At 71.9% G+C, this 19,463-nt stretch carries 17 protein-coding genes and 3 pseudogenes; 10 read left to right on the top strand and 10 right to left on the bottom strand.

Features of this window, described 5'->3' with window-relative positions:
• Positions 1 to 6 precede the first annotated feature (6 nt).
• Complete coding sequence (locus AB0N07_RS35965; RefSeq protein ID WP_365842480.1) at positions 7 to 939, bottom strand: LysR family transcriptional regulator; 933 nt, start codon at positions 937 to 939, stop codon at positions 7 to 9.
• Between the two features lie 100 nt (positions 940 to 1,039).
• On the opposite strand from AB0N07_RS35965, the gene AB0N07_RS35960 reads away from it, so the two are divergent.
• A complete protein-coding gene (locus tag AB0N07_RS35960; protein WP_365842478.1) occupies positions 1,040 to 2,107 on the top strand; it encodes an NADP-dependent oxidoreductase in 1,068 nt (355 codons plus the stop codon).
• A 69-nt stretch (positions 2,108 to 2,176) separates the two neighbouring features.
• Here the strand turns inward: AB0N07_RS35960 and AB0N07_RS35955 are convergent.
• The 3 genes and pseudogenes from AB0N07_RS35955 to AB0N07_RS35945 form a co-directional block, all read right to left on the bottom strand.
• A pseudogene (locus AB0N07_RS35955) lies at positions 2,177 to 2,875 on the bottom strand (squalene/phytoene synthase family protein); the annotation flags it as partial.
• Between the two features lie 51 nt (positions 2,876 to 2,926).
• Complete coding sequence (locus AB0N07_RS35950) at positions 2,927 to 3,316, bottom strand: DUF6114 domain-containing protein (RefSeq protein ID WP_365842476.1); 390 nt, start codon at positions 3,314 to 3,316, stop codon at positions 2,927 to 2,929.
• Complete coding sequence (locus tag AB0N07_RS35945) at positions 3,313 to 3,849, bottom strand: DUF6230 family protein (RefSeq protein WP_365842474.1); 537 nt, start codon at positions 3,847 to 3,849, stop codon at positions 3,313 to 3,315. The genes AB0N07_RS35950 and AB0N07_RS35945 overlap by 4 nt, the downstream gene beginning before the upstream one ends.
• A gap of 475 nt (positions 3,850 to 4,324) precedes the next feature.
• Between AB0N07_RS35945 and AB0N07_RS35940 the strand changes: the two genes are divergently transcribed.
• The 4 genes and pseudogenes from AB0N07_RS35940 to AB0N07_RS35925 form a co-directional block, all read left to right on the top strand.
• Positions 4,325 to 4,492, top strand: a complete 168-nt coding sequence (locus AB0N07_RS35940) for a hypothetical protein (RefSeq protein WP_365842472.1) — start codon at positions 4,325 to 4,327, stop codon at positions 4,490 to 4,492.
• Between the two features lie 137 nt (positions 4,493 to 4,629).
• Entirely contained in the window at positions 4,630 to 4,767 is a 138-nt protein-coding gene (locus AB0N07_RS35935) for a hypothetical protein (RefSeq protein WP_365842470.1), read from the top strand.
• Between the two features lie 97 nt (positions 4,768 to 4,864).
• Positions 4,865 to 5,758: pseudogene (locus AB0N07_RS35930) on the top strand (crosslink repair DNA glycosylase YcaQ family protein); the annotation flags it as partial.
• Between the two features lie 225 nt (positions 5,759 to 5,983).
• A pseudogene (locus AB0N07_RS35925) lies at positions 5,984 to 6,499 on the top strand (winged helix DNA-binding domain-containing protein); the annotation flags it as partial.
• Between the two features lie 4 nt (positions 6,500 to 6,503).
• On the opposite strand, the gene AB0N07_RS35920 reads toward AB0N07_RS35925, so the two are convergent.
• Positions 6,504 to 6,767: a hypothetical protein gene (locus AB0N07_RS35920; protein ID WP_365842468.1), complete on the bottom strand. Its 264-nt coding sequence runs from the start codon at positions 6,765 to 6,767 to the stop codon at positions 6,504 to 6,506.
• 81 nt (positions 6,768 to 6,848) lie between these two features.
• Here AB0N07_RS35920 and AB0N07_RS35915 point away from each other — a divergent pair, with 81 nt between their 5' ends.
• Entirely contained in the window at positions 6,849 to 7,715 is an 867-nt protein-coding gene (locus AB0N07_RS35915) for a LysR family transcriptional regulator (RefSeq protein WP_365842466.1), read from the top strand.
• A 113-nt stretch (positions 7,716 to 7,828) separates the two neighbouring features.
• Positions 7,829 to 8,011, top strand: a complete 183-nt coding sequence (dmpI, locus tag AB0N07_RS35910) for a 4-oxalocrotonate tautomerase DmpI (protein WP_030940445.1) — start codon at positions 7,829 to 7,831, stop codon at positions 8,009 to 8,011.
• A 120-nt stretch (positions 8,012 to 8,131) separates the two neighbouring features.
• On the opposite strand, the gene AB0N07_RS35905 is transcribed toward dmpI, so the two are convergent.
• The 3 genes from AB0N07_RS35905 to AB0N07_RS35895 form a co-directional block, all read right to left on the bottom strand.
• Positions 8,132 to 8,923, bottom strand: a complete 792-nt coding sequence (locus AB0N07_RS35905) for a serine protease (protein ID WP_365842464.1) — start codon at positions 8,921 to 8,923, stop codon at positions 8,132 to 8,134.
• Between the two features lie 204 nt (positions 8,924 to 9,127).
• Positions 9,128 to 11,935 carry an AAA family ATPase gene (locus AB0N07_RS35900; protein ID WP_365842462.1) on the bottom strand — a complete coding sequence of 936 codons (2,808 nt, stop codon included), beginning with the start codon at positions 11,933 to 11,935 and terminating at the stop codon, positions 9,128 to 9,130.
• 134 nt (positions 11,936 to 12,069) lie between these two features.
• On the bottom strand, positions 12,070 to 12,906 hold the full coding sequence (locus AB0N07_RS35895) for a helix-turn-helix transcriptional regulator (protein WP_365842460.1): 837 nt from the start codon (positions 12,904 to 12,906) through the stop codon (positions 12,070 to 12,072).
• Between the two features lie 242 nt (positions 12,907 to 13,148).
• Here AB0N07_RS35895 and AB0N07_RS35890 point away from each other — a divergent pair, with 242 nt between their 5' ends.
• Both AB0N07_RS35890 and AB0N07_RS35885 read left to right on the top strand, forming a co-directional pair.
• Complete coding sequence (locus tag AB0N07_RS35890; protein ID WP_365842458.1) at positions 13,149 to 14,819, top strand: AMP-binding protein; 1,671 nt, start codon at positions 13,149 to 13,151, stop codon at positions 14,817 to 14,819.
• Complete coding sequence (locus AB0N07_RS35885; RefSeq protein ID WP_365842456.1) at positions 14,816 to 16,405, top strand: AMP-binding protein; 1,590 nt, start codon at positions 14,816 to 14,818, stop codon at positions 16,403 to 16,405. The genes AB0N07_RS35890 and AB0N07_RS35885 overlap by 4 nt, the downstream gene beginning before the upstream one ends.
• 37 nt (positions 16,406 to 16,442) lie before the next feature.
• Here AB0N07_RS35885 and AB0N07_RS35880 read toward each other — a convergent pair whose 3' ends face one another.
• Complete coding sequence (locus tag AB0N07_RS35880; protein ID WP_365842454.1) at positions 16,443 to 16,643, bottom strand: hypothetical protein; 201 nt, start codon at positions 16,641 to 16,643, stop codon at positions 16,443 to 16,445.
• A 58-nt stretch (positions 16,644 to 16,701) separates the two neighbouring features.
• Positions 16,702 to 17,406, bottom strand: coding sequence for a hypothetical protein (locus tag AB0N07_RS35875; protein ID WP_365842452.1), 705 nt, complete (start codon positions 17,404 to 17,406; stop codon positions 16,702 to 16,704).
• 183 nt (positions 17,407 to 17,589) lie between these two features.
• On the opposite strand from AB0N07_RS35875, the gene gcl reads away from it, so the two are divergent.
• Positions 17,590 to 19,374, top strand: a complete 1,785-nt coding sequence (gene gcl, locus AB0N07_RS35870) for a glyoxylate carboligase (protein WP_365842450.1) — start codon at positions 17,590 to 17,592, stop codon at positions 19,372 to 19,374.
• Positions 19,375 to 19,463: the final 89 nt, after the last annotated feature.

Genomic DNA, 19,463 nt, shown 5'->3' with positions numbered 1-19,463 from the left:
ATTTCCTCAGGCCGGCGCGGCTGTTGGCAAGGTTCCCGCAGCCAGTCGCAGATGCACGGCCGTGGCCCGCAGTTCCCTCACGCAGGCGCGCACGACGGCGGATCCGGCCAGTTCGGAGGTGGTGACGTAGCCGACCTGACGTGTCGGACGCCCGGGACCGAGATCGGCGATCCCGACCGTGTCCGGTGCTCCGACCAGCGAGAGGGCGGGCATGATCGCCATTCCGTGTCCTCCGCTCACCAGGGAGAGCACCGCTCCGTCGTCCTCGGCCTCGACGGTCGCCTTCGGAATCCAGTCCTGTGCGGCCCACCAGTCACGGGTGTACGAGCCGCAGTTCTCGGCCCAGTCGACCAGCGGCAGTGAGCGCGGGGCGGCGTGTCCCGCCGCGTGCACCAGGGCGTACGGCTCCTCGAAGAGGCCGCTCGCGACCAGACCCGGCGGCAGCGGCACGGACCCGCCCAGCGTGGCGATGGCGAGGTCGGCCTTCCCGTCGGCGACTTCGCCCGCGGTGCCGCGCCCCACCTCGCGCACGATCCGCACCCGCGGCTCGATCCCGGGATGTCGCGCGCGCAGCCGCTCGAGGACGGGCGGCAGCAGATGGAGAGCCGCGCTGCGGAAGGCCGCGATCCGCAGCGGCCCCTCCGCCGCGTCGGACCGGGCCGCACCGCGCGCCTCGGCGGTCAGGACGTCCAACAGACGGAGGATACGGCGGGCGTGCGCCACGGCCCTCTCTCCGGCGGGGGTGGGGCGGGCGCCGCTGCGGCCGCGGTCGAAGAGCACGGCACCGATCTTGCGCTCGCTGCCGCGCACCGAGTGGGAGACCGCGGACTGCGTCAGCCGGAGTGCCCGGGCCGCGGCCGAGAAACCACCGGTGTCCGCGACCGCCACCAGAACGCGCAGTTCGTGCGGGGCGAGATCGGAGTCGGTCGTGCGGGCCACGGGGCGCTCACCTCAACGTATGAGAACTGCTCATGGAACGGGGCGTCGCATGAGCCCAACCGGCTGCCCGCCGGGCGCATTCCCGCCCTACGGTCCGGCCATGAACGAGACCGCGCTCACCGTGCAGCAGACCGCCCGCCCGCACGGCTTCCCCACCGCCGAACACTTCGCTTTCATGGAGTCCGCGCTTCCCCACCCCGCTCCCGGCAGCGCGCTGGTGGAGAACCTCTACTGGTCCGTCGACCCCTATCACCGCGAAATGATGGACGACGTGCCCGGCGGTTTCGCGCTCCACGCCCCGCTGGAGGGCCGCACCATCGGGCGGGTCATCGCCTCGCGCACTCCCGGGCTGACCGAGGGCGAGATCGTGTTCCACCGGCAGGGCTGGCGCACCCACGCGGTGGTCGCACCCGAGGAGACCCGGCGGCTGCCCCGCTTCGACGGCGTGCCCCTGACCGCGTACCTCAGTGTCCTCGGAGGCACCGGCCTGACCGCCTATGTGGGCCTGACCCGGATCGCCCGGCTGAAGGAGGGCGAGGACCTGTTCGTGTCGGCCGCGGCGGGCGGGGTCGGCACCGCGACCGGACGGTTCGCCCGCCTGCTCGGCGCCGGACGGCTGGTGGGCAGTGCGGGCTCGGCCGCGAAGGCCGGCCACCTCATGCGCGAGGTCGGCTACGACGCCGTCTTCGACTACCACGAAGGACCCGCCGCCGACCTGCTCGCCAAGGCGGCACCGGACGGCGTCGACGTCTTCGTCGACAACGTCGGCGGCGACCAACTGGCCGCAGCCGTAGGGGCGTTGCGTGAGTTCGGACGTATCGTCCGCATCGGCACGATCAGCCAGTACAACACCCCCGACGCGCCACCGCCGCGCTTCAACTACGCGGACATCGTGGAGAAGAGCCTGCGCATGGAAGGCTTCCTGGTCAGCAACCACCGGGATCTGCAGGAGGAGTTGTACGAGTTCGCCGTACCGCATCTGCAGAGCGGCCGGCTTGCTCCGGACGAGACGGTGGTCGACGGGTTCGAGCACATCGTGGACGCGTTCCTGGGGATGCTGCGGGGCCGGAACACCGGCAAGACCATCGTGCGGGCGGGTGCCCCCTCCGAGGGAGCCGCTCACGCGGGCGCCGGTGCGGGAGCGGGGATCCGGGGGACGGTGCCGTAGCGGCGGGTGCGGTGTGATGCCGACGGCCGGGTGCAGCACGGGCGGGACAGGGGTGCGGTCGAACCGGCTGCGGGCCCGGTCCGCCAGATCCCGCACCATGCGTTCGTAGGCCGGGGTGCCGCGCCGCTTCAGCAGGTCCGCGCGCCGGACGCCGGCTTGGTCCAAGGCATCCTGGGGCAGCGGGACATGGCCGCGACCAAGGTCGTCAGCGAGGTCGACGAGCGCGTCGGTGAGGTGGACGGCGTCGACGGCCGTCTGCCGGGCCGCGGCCTCGCCGGGCACGGCGGTGGCCGGGGCTTCGGGTTCGGCGGGCAGGCCCGCGGCCCGCAGCAGCAACGAGCCGGTCCGCAGCACGAGCAGGGTGTCGACGAGGCCGTTGTAACGCCTCCATTCCTCCCAGGTGGCGAAGTGCCGGCCATGGACGTCCTGACGCAGTTCCTCGAACAGGGTGTGCAGGAACTCCGGCCGCAGATTCCAGGTCGGCATGGTGTCGATCAGGGCAAGCCGGACCGGGTCGGTGCTGGTGTCCTCGCGCAGGTCCGCGTCGAACGCCGCGATCCATGCCTCCAGCCGCTCGGCCCGCCCCACGCCGGCGACAGCCTCGTCGGTCTCGGTGTCGGTCTCGGTGTCGGTCTCGGTGTCGACCAGGTCGTCGACGGCTCTTACGGCGCCGTACAGCGCCCAGACGGCGAGCCGCAGCGGCGGGGGCAACAACAGCGAGACGGCGTACTCGATCTCCCCGGTGGAGCGGGTGGCGCGCCGGCACATGGCGTACCCGTGGCGCAGGGCGGGAGCGTGCACACCGCGGACGGGTTCTTCTCACGCCTCCTCTTCATCGGCGGCGGGCTGCTGCGGGACCCAGGCCAGGGCCAGCGCGCTGCCCACGGCGGTGAGCAGGAAGCCGAGCAGGAGGCCGCCGAGGTTGGCGGCCATCAGGCTGACCAGGGACAGGACGGCGGACAGAACTCCGGCGAAGTAGCGCAGCGGCGGGTTGTGCCAGGTCGTCAGCCCGGCCACGGCGAACAACGCACCCAAGGTCCACGAGGCGGCGCCCGCCGTGCCGGTGAACCGCAGGAACCCCAGGCCGCTCCAGGAGACGCAGATCATCTCCAGCCCGCCCAGAGCCAGCAAAAGCCCGGCGGCGAACGGGCGGCCGCCTCGCCATTCCCGCCACCTCGACCATCGATGAGTGACGACTGTGGCGGTCACCGGTGCTCCTCCCGCGCGCAGCCGCCCTCGCCCTGGTGGAGGTCGATGGTGACTCCACCGGCTGTGATCGTCCCGGCGGTGAAGTCCGTCGGCTCGGTGCGCACTTCGCGGCCGCTGACCTTGCGCGCGCCGATGCTGAACAGACCCGTGGGCCGGGTCAGGGACACGGGTCGCGCGGTGACTTTGCCCGGCTCCACCGTCAGCCCTGTGGCGGAGGCCCGGTCGATACGGACGACTGCCGTCGCTGCTCCGACGAGGGGCAGTTGAGCGGTGGGCGTGGCGCAGGCGTCCTCCACGCGAGCGTGCCCCGGCCGTGTCGCCAGTGCCGGCAGCAGCCCGCCACGGCCGGATCCCGCAGGGGAGGCCGTCAGGCCGGAGCCGGAGACCCGCGCAGCGTGCACTGTGACCAGTACCTGGCCCGCGAAGGCCACCGACACGGCACCTTGTGCGCTTCCGGCCGGCAGGGCGGTGCCGGCGATGGACAAGGGCGCAGGAGCCAGGGTGAATCGGAGCTTGCTCGTGCGCTCCGTCATTCTGGTCGGACGATCGACATTTCTGATCACGTCCTGACCCAACGACCATGGCGCGACCAGGTGGCGCCCATCGGATTGATCGGACGATCACATGTGACGCGGCTTCGTCGTCCTCGCAACAACACTTGGCTGCCTTCCTCCTTTCCTTCGGTGACGGACCGGGACCGGCAACCTTGGAGGGACGTGCATGGAGATAGGGGCAACCGGCGCCCGGTGCGCAGGCCGCGCAGGGAAGGCACCGTCACTGGTCCGTCACCGGTCGCTGTCGTCACTGGAGCAGCACGCGGGGTGGGGCCGCCCGAACCGCCGAGGCGCACTTCGGGCGGCTCGATGTGTGGGCAACTGCGCGTCGACGGCATCCACGTCACCGCAATCCTGCCGTACATGGTGCACACCGCTGCCGCAGCCGGTATCCGGCCCCGCGTTCTGCCCGCCCGACGCGGTCGCCGGCGTCCTTCAACGGCCCCGCCCGCAGGTGTTCGTACCGCGCGCGGCACGCCTGCTGTCGCTCACCGCCCTGCTGCCCCACTGGGCCGACGACATGATCGACGCGCTGCTCGGCACGGATGCCATCGCCCAGGACGCAGAGGCCGCCGTCCGCGGCCCGTACGAGACCGAACTCCGAGACCGGGGGACGACATGACGCCGGCACGTTCCAGAGTGGCGGTGCCCAGTAGCTCGGGGATTCGTGCAGCGCTTGCGAGCCACCCGCACGGGGACCACGGCTGCCGCGCCCGTCGGGTCCAGGAGCTGCCTGACGGAACCATGTGCCGTGTCCCCTTGCGCATCCAGGGGCGACCGACGGCGGGCCGCACCGAGGTGGAGACCGCGCCGACACCCGCCCTGTCCTTCCTCACCAACCGTCGGCCCCTACTGTCGCTGGCCGTCCGGGGCTTTCACGGCACGGTCGGGTACTAGGGGGTATTGGAAAACGGCGCCGGGGTGGCCTGGGCGTCAGGGGCTCCGTGAGACCTGCGGACAGCAGGTGTCCGCAAGCACGGCTAGCGTGCGGGGCATGACGAAGACGACGGTGACGGCTCCTGTGCTCGGTACCCGCGCCCTCAACCGCGCGACCCTCGAACGGCAGCTGCTCCTGCGCCGGTCCCCGCTCTCGGCCAAGGCCGCCGTCGAGCATCTCCTCGGGCTCCAGGCGCAGAACGTCAAGCCGCCGTACTACGCGCTCGCCGCCCGCCTCGACGGCTTCACCCCCGAGGAGCTGTCCGGGCTGATGGCGGACCGCGAGGTCGTCCGTATCGTCACCATGCGCTCGACCATCCACACCCACACCGCCGCCGACGCCCTCACCCTGCGTCCGCTCGTCCAGTCGGCCCGTGACCGTGAACTCACCAACTTCCGCAAGGGACTTGTGGGCGTGGACCTCGACCGACTCGCCGCCCTCGCCCGCGATCTCGTCGAGGCCGAGCCGCGCACCATGAAGCAGCTGCGCGAGGCCCTGCAGGCCGAGTGGCCGGATGCCGACCCACAGGCCCTCGCCATCGCCGCCCGCTGCAAGCTCCCCCTCGTCCAGGTCACCCCGCGCGGACTGTGGGGGAAAAGCGGCCAGGTCGCCCTGACCACAGCGGAACACTGGCTGGGCCGCACCCCGGCCGCCCGCTCGATGCCCCCCGCCACCGCTTCGTCGACCGCGACTTCACCGGTCACGAATCCGCCGAGCCCGACAGCACCGGGCGGGACTTCGTCGACCGCGGCTGCACCGGAGGTGGCCAGGCCCGCCGCGACCGCACAAGGCACGGCTTCGTCGGCTGCGGTTGTCCCCGACGCGGTTTCGTCGGCTGTGGTGGCACCGGACGCGGCTTCGTCGTCTGTGGCTGTCCCGGGTGCGGCTTCGCCTGCCGCGGCTGCAGAGGGCCGGGCTGCGTCGAGTGCGGTTGCCCCCGGCGCGGCTTCGCCGGCCGCGGTGGCGCCGGGTGCGGCTTCGCCCGCCCCGGCTGCAGACGGTGCGGCTTCGTCGAGTGTGTCCACACCGAGCGCGGCTTCGCCGTGTGCGACAGCACCGGGCGTGACTTCGTCGGCTGCGGTGTCGCTCGCCGCGGTTGCGCCGGGCACCACTCCGGTGAGTGCAATCGCCCCGACCGCGGCCTCGCCGGCCGCCCAGACCTCGTCCGCACCCCCCGCCGAAACCGCCCCGTCCCCCGACGCCACCGTCCTGCGCTACCTCGCCGCCTTCGGGCCCGCATCCGTCAAGGACATGCAGACCTGGGCCGGGCTGACCCGGCTGCGTGATGTCTTCGAGCGGCTTCGGCCGCGGCTCGTCACCTTTCGGGACGAGAGTGGCGTCGAGCTCTTCGATCTGCCGGAGGCGCCGCGGCCCGACGCGGAGACTCCGGCGCCGCCCCGTTTCCTCCCCGAGTTCGACAACCTGCTCCTCTCCCATGCCGACCGCACCCGGGTCGTTCCGGCCGAGTACTGGGGGCGCAGCTGGGTGGGCAATCAGGCGTACTGCACGTTCCTCGTCGACGGCTTCCTGGCGGGGGTGTGGAGGCTGGCGGAGGGCGCGCTCGTCATCGAGCCGTTCGGCGCACTCGGCAAGGCCCAGCGCGCGGAACTCGAGGAAGAAGCGGCGCGGATGCTCGACACCATGCATCCGGGGACGTCGTACGACATCCGGTTCGGGACCGTGATGCCGTAAGGGCTCAGTCCGCCCGGCCCGTCACCGCCACCGTCAGGCCCAGCCCGGTCGTCGCGGAGCCGCCCGCGCCGCCGATCGTCGACAGACGGCGGTCCATGGGGGAAGGCGAACCAGGTGCGGTCCCGATCACGACCGCCACCACCAGCAGATACGAGCCGAACACGTTGCCGACCGCCGTCGCCACCGCCGTACGGCGTCCGTGGGCGAGCGTGCGGCCGATGACGAACAGGACGCTGGGGCTCGGCACCACGATCACCAGCAGGGACATCGCGGCGAAGCTCAGCTCCGCTCGCGTCCCTCGGGCGCTGATTCAAACAGCCGCCCGCCCGGCCCCTCTAGAGTCGAGCCCATGGAACTGCGGCAGCTCACCTATTTCGTGACCGTCGCCGAGGAACTGCACTTCGGGCGGGCGGCCGAGCGGCTGCACATCGTGCAGTCCGCGGTGAGCATGCAGATACAGCGCCTGGAGCGGGAGCTGGGCGCCGAGCTGTTCGACCGGACGCCGCGCCGGGTGCGGCTCACGGCGGCGGGGGAGCGGCTGCTGCCCGAGGCGCGCGAGGTGCTGGCGGCGGCCGACCGGGCGCGTGCCGTCGTCGCCCCGCCGCCCGGCCTGAGGATCGGCACCAGCACGGGCCTGGGTACGCATCTCGACCGTGTGCTCGCCGCGTTCGCGCGCCGCGCGCCGGACGTGCCCGTCGAGCTGTTCTCGCTGCCGGTCGCAGAACGCCTGGCCCGGGTCGCGGGCGGCCAGTTGGACGCCGCTTTCGTACGGGCCGTCGAACCGGTGTCGGGCGTACGCGTGCTGCCCCTGTGGCCCGATCCGCTGGTGGCCGCCCTCCCCGCCACGCACCCGCTTGCCGGCCGCGCGGAGATCGGCATCGAGGAACTGGCCGAGGTCCCGCTCGCCCTCACCGAGCGCCGCAACAACCCCGCCCTGGTCGACCTGGTCGTCGGCGCCTGCTACGAGGCCGGGTTCGAGCCGCTGCCCGGACCGGCGAGCGGCTCCCTCCAGGACACCCCCGCCACCATCGGCAGCCGCCCGCTGTGGACCGTCGTGTACGCGTCCCACGCGCGCGTGCTGCGCAGCCCCCGCGTCGCCTTCGTACCGTTCCGTGCGCCGGGCCTCGCCCTGTCGACGGGCCTCGCCGTGCCCGTGAGTGCCCCGCCCCCTCACCTGGACACCCTGCTGCTGGCCTGCGGCGATCACGAGAACTGATCGCTGCGGTCGCGGTCTGATTCTTGGTCACGGGCGCCCGACGCGATGGACTGGACTCATCGAAAGGGGCCGCATCAGGCCCCGACAAGCAGCCTGTTCAAGGGAGTTCAGTCATGCCGATCGTCACCGTCCAGCAGGGTCCCCGCGACACCGAGCTCAAGCGGGACCTCGTCAAGCGCATCACCGACGCCTTCGTCGACGCCTACCGGATCCCGGCCGAGACCGTTCAGGTGTGGATCCACGAGGTGCCGACGGACAGCTGGGGCGCGGCGGGCAAGCTCACCGCCGACAAGTAGTGCCACCTGCGCGACGAGCAGCGCATGGAAAGGGGGCGCTGCGAGCTGCTCGTGGTAGCCCGCAACGCCCCCTTGTCTCTCACCTGAGGGGTGCTCAGGAGATCTTCTGGAGCACTCGTCCTACGAGTTGACCTGCGCGGTCACCAGGCTGGAGAAGGTGGTCAGCCGGGTGTACACACCCGGGTACCCGGCCTCCGCGCAGCCGTTGCCCCATGAAGTGATCCCTGCCAGGACGCCCCCGATGAGCAGGGGACCGCCGCTGTCGCCCTGGCAGGTGTCTACGCCGCCGGATGTGTATCCGGCGCAAACCATGTCGGTCTGGACGAAGTCAGAACCGTAGGAGCTCTTGCAGCCGGCGTCGGCCACGATCGGCACGGTCGCGGTCCGCAGCTGGTTGGAGGAGCTGCCGTTCTCCGAGGTGGTGCCCCATCCGAGGATGCGGGCGGTGGTGCCGGCCGCGTACACCGAGGTGTCCGAGGACGAGACGTACGAGGCCGTCGTGTACGGCATCGACGTCGACAGCGTCAGTACGGCCACGTCGTTGCCGTTGGTGGCGTCCGTGTAGTCCGGGTTGATCCAGATCTTGCTGACCTTGCTGACCGTGCCGTTGGTGCCGTTCAGATAGGTGCGGCCGCCGACGACTCTGACGTTGCCGGTGCTCTCCCCGACCATGCAGTGAGCGGCGGTGATCACCTTGGTGGCGGAGACGAGGGTGCCGCCGCAGAACTGGTTCTGCGAGGCGTCCGTGATCTGCATGACGAACGGGTAGGCCGTGGTCGTGGTCGTGGAGCCGCCCACGATGGGCTGGGGCGCGGCTGCCGCGGAAGGTGCGCCGAGCAGTGCGGTGGCGGCCGCTGCAGCGGCCGCCGTCAGTACCGCGGCGGTCTTCCTGGCACGGTTGGACCCGAACATGAGTCTCCTCAGTGGGGGTTGCCGGTGGGGGTCGCGCGGGCGTGGGGGGTTGAGCACGGGGGCCGCGGGACCGACCCCCGTATGCCCGGGCGAGCGGCACGTCCTCAAGCTAGGACGCGGAACCCCCGGCTCCCAATGAGGGAACCCCCTAGGGGGTTGTGTAAGGGAAAACCCTCGGTCGGGTTCAGTTAACCTGGCGCGCCGTCACTTCGCTCGCCGTGCCGCCGCCAAACGGACGATATCCACACGCGAGCGGATCCCCAGCTTGCGGTAGACCCGGGTCAGTGTTGCCTCGACCGTCTTCACGCTGATGAACAGCCGCGCGGCGATCTCCCGGTTGGTCGCGCCCTCCATGACGAGCGCGGCGACCTGACGTTCCATCGCGGCGAGACCTTCCAGGCCCTCCGACGCGGCGGTGGGGGCGATCGGTTCCACCGGGCTCGCCACGGCCGCCGCCTCCACCTGACGCACCCAGGGCAGCGCCCTGCAACGGCGGAACAGCCGGGCCGCCTCGTCGTACGACGCGCGCCCCGTCCGGCCGGGACGCAGCGACGCCAGCGCGAACGCGGCGCGGGCCTCCTCCAGGCCGTAGCCCAGCTTGGCGAGCCGGTCCTGCGCCGACGTCAACTGGGCGAGCGCGGCCTCGTGCTCCCCGCGTGCGGCCCGCACCAGTGCCTCGGCCCGGTCCAGGACGGCCAGCACGCCCGCGCGCCCGAGCCGCAGGGCGTGTTCGCGCGCCACGTCGAGGAGTTGCTGCGCCTCGTCGGTCTCGCCGATGCGGACGAGGGCCTCGGCGAGGTCGCCGTGCCAGCGGCCGCGCGCGGGGTCGGTGATGCCGAGCCCGTTCTCCAGGTCCCGCACCCGGCGCAGCGAGCGGACCGCGCCCTCGGCGTCCCCGGCGACCAGTTGGGCGTGCCCGAGCGCGGTCAGCCCCCGGGAGATGTACATCTGGTCGCCGGCCCGCTCGGCCAGCTCCACCGCCTCGCGGCCCAGCGTCAGCGCCCGCTCCACGTCCCCGCCGGAGGCCTCCGCGAGGGAGGCGAGCACGGCGGAGGACATCTCGCCGATCCCCGAGTCACGGGCCAGCCGCATGCTCTCCCGGGCCAGGTCGAGGGCCCGGCCGCAGTGCCCGGAGCGCAGTTCCGTCTCGGCGAGCAGACGCACGAAGTGCACCTCGCTCTCGACCATGCCGCGCCGGCGTGCCTCGCGCAGCAGCGCGTTGACGGTGGACCGGGCCTCGGGCAGCTGGTCGCTCATGATCAGCCACCGGTAGCGGGTCGCGCCCGCCCCGTTGTGGTGGCAGGCCACGTCGGGGAGCTGAGGTTCCTTCAGCGCGCGTTTGATGGTCGCCGGGGCGTCCGGGTGACCCATCAGGGTCTCGGTCGTCGCCTGGAAGGCCAGCGCGAGGAGTTCGGTGCGGCGGTCGCCGGCCCGCGCGGCGAGCTCGGCGGCGTGCGAGGCCTCCTCCCGGCCGATGGCGAAGTCGCCCTCCACGACCAGTCCGCGCCAGGCCAGCTGGTAGTGGACCTGGGCCAGCAGCCCCGGATCGTCGCCGGCGTCGGCCAGCGCCTGCGGGTAGACGGTGTCGACCTCGCCGAGGGCCTGCCCGGCCGCCTCGATGACCACCATCCAGGCCCGCACCCGGTCCGCGGGCTCGGCGGCCCGGGTCAGCACGTCGCGGGCGATGTCCCGGGCGAGGTCCACCTCGCCGGCGGTGATCGCGTCCTCGGCTGCCTCCAGCCGGCGCTCGTCCGGGCCCGGCTCCCCGTCGGCCGGGGTGTGCCGGGCGGCGAGCAGTCCGAGCGAGGCGGCGACCGAGGGTGCCCCGCGGTCCCGGGCCGTGGCTGCGGCCTCGGCGAGCCGGGCCGCGGCCTCCGGGTCGGTGCCGGTGGTCGCGAGCGCGAGATGGCGGGCGCGCTCGATCGGGTCGGAGGCCGCCGTGGACAGCGCGGCGTGTGCGGCCCGCCGGTCCTGCGCGGGCGCCTCCGCGTACAGCGCGGCCGAGATCAGCGGATGGGCGAAGCGTACGGCGGGGCCCTCCGGCTCGGTCGCCAGCAGTCCGAGTTCGGCGGCCTGCGCCGTCTCGGCCTCGGCGTTCTCCCGGCCGGCCTCGTGCAGCAGGGCCAGGGTGGGACGGGCGCCCACGCTGGCCACCAGCAGGGTGCGGCGGGCCTCGACGGAGAGCATGTCGAGCCGGTTCAGTACGAGGGCGCGCAGCGAGGTGGGCACCGGCAGCGGCTCGCCGGGCCGCGGCGGGGTCGGGCTCTCGGCCAGGGCCCGGCCCAGTTCGAGGGCGAAGAACGGGTTGCCGCCACTGGTGCGGTGGATGTCCCGGACGGTGGACCGCGGCAGGCCGGTGTAGCCGCGGTGGTCGAGGAGCGCGGACACCTGGGCGCGGGAGAGCCCGCCGAGCCGCACGGCCAGGGTGTCGGGCGGGGAGGCGCTCAGGTGGCGGTCGTACTCCTGGCCCTCGGTGCGTACCGCGCTCAGCAGTTGCACCGGGGTGTCGCCCAGTCGGCGGGCGGCGAAGCCGAGGAGCTCCGCGCTCGCGGGGTCCAGCCACTGCAGATCGTCCGCCACGACGAGGACGGGGCCCTGCTCGGCGAGCGCGCGCAGCGCCGACAGGACGGCCAGGCGCAGGGCGAGGCCGTCGCGCTGGAGGGTGGACTCGCCGCGGCCGGTGAGCGCCGACTCCAGTGCCGTGCGCTGGGCGGCGGGCAGCTTGTCGTACACCTGGTCCACGACCAGGCCGAGCAGGTCGGCGAGGGCCAGGAAGGGGAGGTGGGATTCGGACTCGGTCGCCGAGCAGCGCAGCACGGTGCGGGCGGCTGTCCCGTATTCGGATGCCAATGCCCGCAGAGCGGTCGACTTTCCTATTCCGGCGGGGCCGTGGAGCAGCACGCTGCCGCCCCGCGCGAGCTGCTCCCGCGCCGCGCTGAGCAGCTCGTCCCGGCCGATGACCAGGTCGGGGTGGCGTCTGGCAGGCTCCCTCAAGTCCCCTCGCACGGTCACCGCTCCCCTCCGAGTGTCGTGTTCGGGCCAAATTCTAGGCAATCTCCCCTTGAAATTCGGACGGACGCCGTGGTGAGGGATATAACAACGGTCAGGCATGGAGAAATTCAAGGCTCCGGTGAACGAATGGAGCGCTACGGCAGCAGCCCCGCCCGGCGCGCCGCGGCCACCGCCTCGCCCCGCGTGTGAGCACCCAGTTTCCGCATCGCCGACCGCAGGTACCCCTTGACCGTCTCGGTACGCAGCCCGAGCCGCTCGGCGGCCACCGCGTTCGTGGCCCCCGCCGCCACACAGGCCAGTACATCCAGTTCACGGGGGGCCAGATCGACCCCGTGAGCCCGCGTCCTCGGGGTCAGCAGCCCGCACACGCCGAGCAGTTCCGCCCGCAGCGCCGGGTCGGCGATCCGCGGTGCCAGCGCCCGCAGGGCCGCGTGGGCCTCCCGCACCTGCTCCCAGGCGGCACCCGCCGCCGGACCCCGCTCCGGCTCGCTGCGGGCGGCCGCCGCCAGCAGCCCCCGCGCCTCGTCCCCCACGGCCAGCGCCTGCTCCACGTCCCGCGCGGCCTCCATCGCCGCGCCCAGGGTCCGGTCCCCGAGCGGCTGCGCCGTGCGCAGGGCGCCGTAGAGCACACCCCGTACCCGGCGGCGTACGACCACCGGAACCGCGAGGATCGAATGCAGTCCCTCCGTGGCGACCGGGATGTCGTACTCGTGGCTGATCTGCCGCGAGGAGGAGTAGTCCGTCACCGCGCACGGCCGGGCGAGCGCCACCGCCCGGCCGCCCAGGCCGTTGCCGGAGGTCACCGGCAGTCCGCTCAGCGCGGGCGTCTCGGTGCCGCTGAGCTCGCTGATGCGCATGTGCCGGCGCCCCGGCTCCACCAGACCGCCGAAGGCGACCGGCAGCCCGGTCGTGCGCCGCAGCCGTACCAGCGCACTGCGTATCTCGACCGTCCCGGCCGCGTCTGCTGTCACCTGCTCGCCCTCTCCTTGCAGCGCACACCCCCGTTCGGGGGTAGTGAGACGTGCATCACGGATTACACGATGACAGAGAGCCGCCCGGCAATGGTCCGGTACCGGAGTGAGCCGAAGGGGCGCGCCGGTGTCGAGGGCCCGAGCGTGCGCAGGCCCGAAGGGCTGAGCACGGTCGGGTCCTCGACACCGGCAGGGAGCGCCCCGGAGGTGAACGACCAAAGAAGGCGAGGAGGAAAACGACGATGACGACGGCGACGGAGCTCTTCCGCGGTGCGCGGGACTTCCTGCTGGAGCACCGCGAGGACTACGCGAAGGCGTACGAGGGTTTCAGCTGGCCCAGGCCCGAGCGTTTCAACTGGGCGCTCGACTGGTTCGACGTCATCGCCGACGGCAACGACCGGACCGCCCTGCACATCGTCGAGGAGGACGGGAGCGAGGTCCGGGTCTCGTTCGCGGAGATGTCCGACCGCTCCGACCGGGTGGCGAACTGGCTGCGCGAGCGCGGTGTCCGCGCCGAGGACCGGATCCTCGTCATGCTCGGCAACCAGGCCGAGCTGTGGGAGACGGCCCTCGCGGCGATGAAGCTGCGCGCCGTCGTCATCCCGGCCACCCCGCTGCTCGGCCCCGCCGACCTGCGGGACCGCGTCGACCGCGGGCGGGTCCGGCATGTGCTGGTACGGGCCGAGGACACCGGCAAGTTCGACGAGGTGCCCGGCACGTACACGCGTATCGCGGTGGGCGGGGCCCCCGAGGGCTGGCGGGCCTACGAGGACGCGTACGCCGCCTCCGCCGACTTCACGCCGGACGGCCCGACCCTCGCGGACGACCCGCTGATGCTGTACTTCACCTCGGGCACCACCGCCCGGCCCAAGCTGGTCGAGCACACCCACACCTCGTACCCGATCGGCCACCTGGCGACGATGTACTGGGTCGGCCTCAAGCCCGGTGACGTGCACCTGAACATCTCCTCGCCCGGCTGGGCCAAGCACGCCTGGTCGAACCTGTTCGCCCCGTGGAACGCGGAGGCGACCGTCTTCATCCACAACTACACCCGCTTCGACGCGGCCCGGCTGATGGCCGAGATGGACCGGGCCGGGGTGACCACCTTCTGCGCCCCGCCCACCGTGTGGCGGATGCTCATCCAGGCCGACCTGACCCAGCTGCGCACCCCGCCGCGCGAGGTCGTGGCGGCGGGCGAGCCCCTGAACCCCGAGGTCATCGAGCAGGTCCGGCGCGCCTGGGGCATCACCATCCGGGACGGCTTCGGACAGACCGAGACGGCCGTGCAGGTCGCCAACAGCCCGGGGCAGGAACTCAAGACCGGCTCGATGGGACGGCCGAGCCCGGGCTACGAGGTCGAGCTCCTCGACCCGGTGACGGGCGCCCCCGGAGCCACCGAGGGCGAGATCGCCCTCGATCTGTCGGCCCGGCCCGTCGGTCTGATGACCGGCTACCACGGCGATCCGGACCGTACGGCGGAGGCGATGGCCGGCGGCTACTACCGCACCGGCGACATCGGCTCCCGCGACGCCGACGGCTACATCACCTACGTGGGCCGCGCCGACGACGTCTTCAAGGCATCCGACTACAAGATCAGCCCCTTCGAGCTGGAGAGCGCCCTGCTGGAGCACGAGGCGGTGGCCGAGGCGGCCGTCGTGCCCGCCCCGGACGAGCTGCGCCTCGCCGTCCCCAAGGCGTACGTCGTCCTCGCCGAGGGCTGGCAGCCGGGCCCCGACACCGCGAAGGTGTTGTTCGAGCACTCCCGCGAGGTCCTCGCCCCCTACAAGCGCATCCGCCGCCTGGAGTTCGCGCCGCTGCCCAAGACCGTCTCCGGCAAGATCCGCCGGATCGAGCTGCGCGAGGCGACCGCCGCGGGCTCGGCCGACGAGTACCGCGAGGAGGACTTCCGGTGACGGCACTGTCGTACACGCACGGGACGAGCCCGACCGTCCTGCTCGGGGACACCATCGGCGCCAACCTGGACCGGGCCGTGGCTGCCTGGCCGGACCGCGAGGCGCTGGTGGACGTGGAGTCTGGGCGGCGCTGGACGTACGCCCGATTCGGGGCGGACGTCGATGAGCTGGCGCGGGCGCTGGTGGCGAGCGGGGTGGCCAAGGGCGACCGGGTGGGGATCTGGGCGGTCAACTGCGCCGAGTGGGTGCTGGTCCAGTACGCCACCGCCCGGATCGGCGCGATCATGGTGAACATCAACCCGGCCTACCGCACCCACGAGGTCGAGTACGTCCTCAAGCAGGCCGGTATCTCCCTGCTGTTCGCCTCCCACAGCCACAAGACGAGCGACTACCGGGCGATGGTCGACCAGGTGCGGGGCCGCTGCCCCGAGTTGCGCGAGGTCGTGTACATCGGCGACCCGAGCTGGCAGGCGCTGCTCGGCCGCGGGACGGCCGAGGCCTCGTACGAGGAACTGTCCTGCGACGACCCCATCAACATCCAGTACACCTCGGGCACCACGGGCTTCCCCAAGGGGGCCACGCTCTCCCATCACAACATCCTCAACAACGGTTATTTCGTGGGTGAGTTGATCGCCTACACCGAGCAGGACCGGATCTGCATCCCCGTGCCCTTCTACCACTGCTTCGGCATGGTGATGGGCAACCTCGCGGCGACCTCGCACGGCGCGTGCATGGTCATCCCGGCCCCGTCCTTCGACCCGAAGGCCACCCTCGAAGCCGTCCAGCAGGAGCGCTGCACCTCCCTGTACGGCGTCCCGACCATGTTCATCGCGGAGCTGAACCTCCCCGACTTCGCGAGCTACGACCTCTCCACCCTCCGCACCGGCATCATGGCGGGCTCGCCCTGCCCGGTCGAGGTGATGAAGCGGGTGGTCGCCGAGATGCACATGGAGGAGGTCTCCATCTGCTACGGCATGACGGAGACCTCCCCGGTCTCCCTGCAGACCCGCAGGGACGACGACCTGGAACACCGCACCGGGACGGTCGGCCGGGTCCTGCCGCACATCGAGGTGAAGGTCGTCGACCCGGCGACCGGAGTGACCCGACCCCGGGGTGTCCCGGGCGAGTTGTGCACGCGCGGCTACAGCGTGATGCTCGGCTACTGGAACGAGCCCGAGAAGACGGCCGAGGCCGTCGACCCCGGCCGCTGGATGCACACCGGCGACCTGGCGGTGATGCGCGAGGACGGCTACGTCGAGATCGTCGGCCGCATCAAGGACATGATCATCCGGGGTGGCGAGAACATCTACCCGCGCGAGATCGAGGAGTTCCTCTACGGCCACCCGAAGATCGCGGACGTCCAGGTCGTGGGCGTACCGCACGAACGCTACGGCGAGGAGGTCCTCGCCTGCGCCATCGCGCGCGACCCGGCCGACCCGCCGACCCTGGAGGAGGTGCGCGCCTTCTGCGAGGGCCGGCTCGCCCACTACAAGGTGCCGAGCCGGCTGCAGATCCTGGAGGCCTTCCCGATGACGGTGTCCGGGAAGGTGCGGAAGGTCGAGCTGCGGGAGAAGTACGCCCTGTAGCCAGGCGGCCGGCTGGAGCAGCACGCAGCATCGCCCGTCAGAAGGACGGCCGGGGTTCGAAGCCGTGGCGCTCCAGCAGATCGACGAGGCCCGTGTCCGCGTCCGCGCTCTGTCCGCCCAGGTGCGAGCCGAGTTCCTCCGCCCTGCAGCTTGGCCGGCCCGCGCCCGGACCGGTGCGGCCGCTGCGCCGCTCGTAGGCCACGTCCCGGCCGGCCGGCATCATCGTCGACCTGCTCACCGTCCCGGGCTGCTACGACATCGCTCTGCGGTACCGCACCGAGCGGGGGTGCCCACGGCTACCGCACGCCGGTGGCGTCCAGTTCGTCGGCGAGGCCGTTGACCGGTTGCGGGGCGCCCGTGAGGTCCAGGACGAACAGGGGCACGCCGAGGGTGTCCGCCCGGGAGCGGGCGTCGGTGGTGTAGCCGGCCAGGGAGAAGTAGGCGCAGCCCGCCGACTCCGTCATGGCGGTCAGCCACAGGCACTCCACGTCCCGCAGTGAGGCCGGGCGCACGGTCGGGTCGACCTGGGCCAGCAGGCCGCGCGCGGCGATGCCGATGCCGGAGGGGGGCCGCTGGTCGGCCCGGCGGATGTCCCGGTAGCCGAGCCAGCGCAGATACACGGCGGCGGCCGTCACCGCGTCCCGGGCGGTGCGGATGGTGACGGGCTGGAAGGGCCGGCGGCGCTTCGCCGGAGCGGGGGCGGCCTCGGCGCTCTCCTGTGCCGCGGCGGTCTGTCCGGCCACCGGGATCCGCAGCACCGTGCCGCACGGACAGCCCAGCTCCGGACGCGGCCACTGGTCCCGGCGGCCGCAGGAGCCGCACTGCAGGGTGACCCAGTCCTCCGCCCAGGCCCGATGGGCGACGGCCGTCGCCGTCCCGTGCCGGTCCAGCGACGGGGCGACCGGCGCCCCGCACGTGCACGGATACGACGGCGCCACGTAGAGGTGCTCGCGCCGACAGGCCGGACAGCGCACCGAGACGCTCTCTGACATGGCCCACATCGTCCTCCAGCGGGCCCCCGCTTGTCCGTCTCTTGACGGCCTTCCTCCGCCCACCTACATTGCTTCCAGATAGCAGAAAATAGTTTCCACAATGTGGAAACTGTGAATGGAAGCCGATTACGGAAGAGCTCACCGCGGGGCGCGACGGGAGGGCTGGTCCGACAGCCGAAGCAGGAGTACTCGATGGCACGTATGACCGCTGCCCGTGCGGCAGTTGAGATCCTCAAGCGCGAGGGCGTCACCAACGCGTTCGGTGTGCCCGGTGCGGCGATCAACCCGTTCTACGCGGCGCTCAAGGCCTCCGGCGGCATCAACCACACCCTCGCCCGCCATGTCGAGGGCGCCTCGCACATGGCCGAGGGCTACACCCGTACCCACGCGGGCAACATCGGTGTCTGCATCGGCACTTCGGGGCCCGCGGGGACCGACATGATCACCGGCCTGTACTCGGCGATCGGGGACTCCATCCCGATCCTGTGCATCACGGGCCAGGCCCCGACCGCCGTGATCCACAAAGAGGACTTCCAGGCCGTCGACATCGCCTCGATCGCCAGGCCGGTCGCGAAAATGGCCGTCACGGTACTCGAGGCCGCCCAGGTGCCCGGCGTCTTCCAGCAGGCCTTCCACCTGATGCGCTCAGCACGTCCCGGCCCGGTCCTCATCGACCTGCCGATCGACGTGCAGCTCACCGAGATCGAGTTCGACCCGGAGACGTACGAGCCGCTCCCGGTCTACAAGCCGGCCGCGACCCGCGCCCAGATCGAGAAGGCGATCGGGCTGCTGAACGAGTCCGAGCGGCCGCTGATCGTCGCGGGCGGCGGTGTCATCAATGCCGACGCCGCCGAACTCCTCGTCGAGTTCGCCGAGTTGACCGGTACTCCGGTCGTCCCGACCCTGATGGGCTGGGGCGTCCTGCCCGACGACCACGAGCTGAACGCCGGCATGGTGGGCCTGCAGACCTCGCACCGCTACGGCAACGCGACCTTCCTGGAGTCCGACTTCGTCCTCGGCATCGGCAACCGCTGGGCCAACCGCCACACCGGCAAGCTCGACGTCTACACGGCCGGCCGCAAGTTCGTCCACGTCGACGTCGAGCCCACCCAGATCGGCAGGATCTTCGCCCCGGACTACGGCATCGCGTCCGACGCGAAGGCGGCTCTGGAGCTCTTCGTCGAGGTGGCAAGGGAGCTGAAGGCGGCCGGCAGGCTGCCCGACCGCTCAGCGTGGGCGGCCTCGGCACAGGAGAAGAAGGCAACTCTTCAGCGCCGTACGCACTTCGACGACATCCCCATCAAGCCGCAGCGCGTCTACGAGGAGATGAACAAGGCGTTCGGACCCGAGACCCGATACGTCTCCACGATCGGCCTCTCACAGATCGCCGGCGCCCAGATGCTGCACGTCTTCAAGCCGCGCCACTGGATCAACTGCGGCCAGGCCGGCCCCCTCGGCTGGACCGTCCCGGCCGCGCTGGGTGTCGCGAAGGCGGACCCGGAGGCGCAGGTCGTCGCCCTGTCCGGCGACTACGACTTCCAGTTCATGATCGAGGAACTGGCGGTCGGTGCGCAGCACAGGATCCCGTACGTCCATGTCCTGGTGAACAACTCCTACCTCGGCCTGATCCGGCAGGCGCAGCGGGCGTTCGACATCGACTTCCAGGTGAAGCTGGAGTTCGAGAACATCAACTCGCCCGAGCTCGGCGTCTACGGCGTCGACCACGTCAAGGTCGCCGAGGGCCTGGGCTGCAAGGCGATCCGGGTGACCGACCCGAACGAACTGGGTGCGGCCCTGGAGCAGGCCAAGAAGCTCGCCGCCGAGTTCCAGGTGCCGGTCGTCGTCGAGGCGATCCTGGAGCGCGTCACCAACATCGCCATGTCGACCACCAACGACATCAGCAACGTCGTGGAGTTCGAGGAACTCGCGACGGAGCCGGGGCACGCCCCGACGTCGATCAGGACGCTGAAGGTCTGACCCGGCCGACAGCCGAGGGGCGGTCCAACCGGCTCGGCTAACGGAGCTCGAACGCCTCAGCAAGGTTGAGATCACTGATCCCGCTTGCG

It is taken from the genome of Streptomyces sp. NPDC051172, from assembly GCF_040682555.1.
Taxonomy (GTDB): Bacteria; Actinomycetota; Actinomycetes; order Streptomycetales; family Streptomycetaceae; genus Streptomyces.
This window is presented reverse-complemented; position numbering and strand designations above follow the sequence as displayed.

Coding starts and splice junctions, on each gene's coding strand:
- AB0N07_RS35960 (WP_365842478.1), top strand. CDS start 1,040: ATGAACGAGACCGCGCTCACCGTGCAGCAGACCGCCCGCCCGCACGGC.
- AB0N07_RS35945 (WP_365842474.1), bottom strand. CDS start 3,849: ATGACGGAGCGCACGAGCAAGCTCCGATTCACCCTGGCTCCTGCGCCC.
- AB0N07_RS35920 (WP_365842468.1), bottom strand. CDS start 6,767: ATGTCCCTGCTGGTGATCGTGGTGCCGAGCCCCAGCGTCCTGTTCGTC.
- AB0N07_RS35915 (WP_365842466.1), top strand. CDS start 6,849: ATGGAACTGCGGCAGCTCACCTATTTCGTGACCGTCGCCGAGGAACTG.
- dmpI (WP_030940445.1), top strand. CDS start 7,829: ATGCCGATCGTCACCGTCCAGCAGGGTCCCCGCGACACCGAGCTCAAG.
- AB0N07_RS35905 (WP_365842464.1), bottom strand. CDS start 8,923: ATGTTCGGGTCCAACCGTGCCAGGAAGACCGCCGCGGTACTGACGGCG.
- AB0N07_RS35890 (WP_365842458.1), top strand. CDS start 13,149: ATGACGACGGCGACGGAGCTCTTCCGCGGTGCGCGGGACTTCCTGCTG.
- AB0N07_RS35875 (WP_365842452.1), bottom strand. CDS start 17,406: ATGTGGGCCATGTCAGAGAGCGTCTCGGTGCGCTGTCCGGCCTGTCGG.
- gcl (WP_365842450.1), top strand. CDS start 17,590: ATGGCACGTATGACCGCTGCCCGTGCGGCAGTTGAGATCCTCAAGCGC.